The sequence below is a fragment of the Achromobacter sp. ESBL13 genome (genome assembly GCF_036668755.1).
Classification (GTDB): domain Bacteria; phylum Pseudomonadota; class Gammaproteobacteria; order Burkholderiales; family Burkholderiaceae_B; genus Achromobacter.
Genome location: NZ_JAZEVT010000022.1, coordinates 1 through 414, shown reverse-complemented (window position 1 = coordinate 414; position 414 = coordinate 1). Strand labels below are relative to the sequence as shown.

Genomic DNA, 414 nt, shown 5'->3' with positions numbered 1-414 from the left:
ATTACCACGGTAGGATTCATGACTGGGGTGAAGTCGTAACAAGGTAGCCGTATCGGAAGGTGCGGCTGGATCACCTCCTTTCAGAGCTTAAGTGCTCGTGTTAAGCGTCCACTCTTATCGGTTGTTTTTTGTAGCTGGGGTCAATATTGATTGGCCCGGCGTAGAAGTTAACGCATAGCGCTGCTTGCAGCGCTATGCGTTGGGTTTTACTCAACAGCTATATCGTTCTTTAACAATCTGGAAGAAGCACAACGAAATGTACTTATTAAGTACTCGGCGCAAGCTGAAGAAAATAAGTACGGGTTGTGATTGCATTATTTTGTTCCAAGTTCTCAAGACTGGGGTGAATAACCTCAGACCGCTTTGAAACTTATGAACGGCACAAACGCTAATACTCAGGTCCTATAGCCTACA

General features: G+C 45.2%; 1 rRNA gene. It reads left to right on the top strand.

Going from position 1 to position 414, the window contains the following annotated elements:
• Positions 1–81, top strand: a 16S ribosomal RNA gene (locus tag V6F88_RS27820); the annotation flags it as partial.
• Between the last annotated feature and the right edge of the window lie 333 nt (positions 82–414).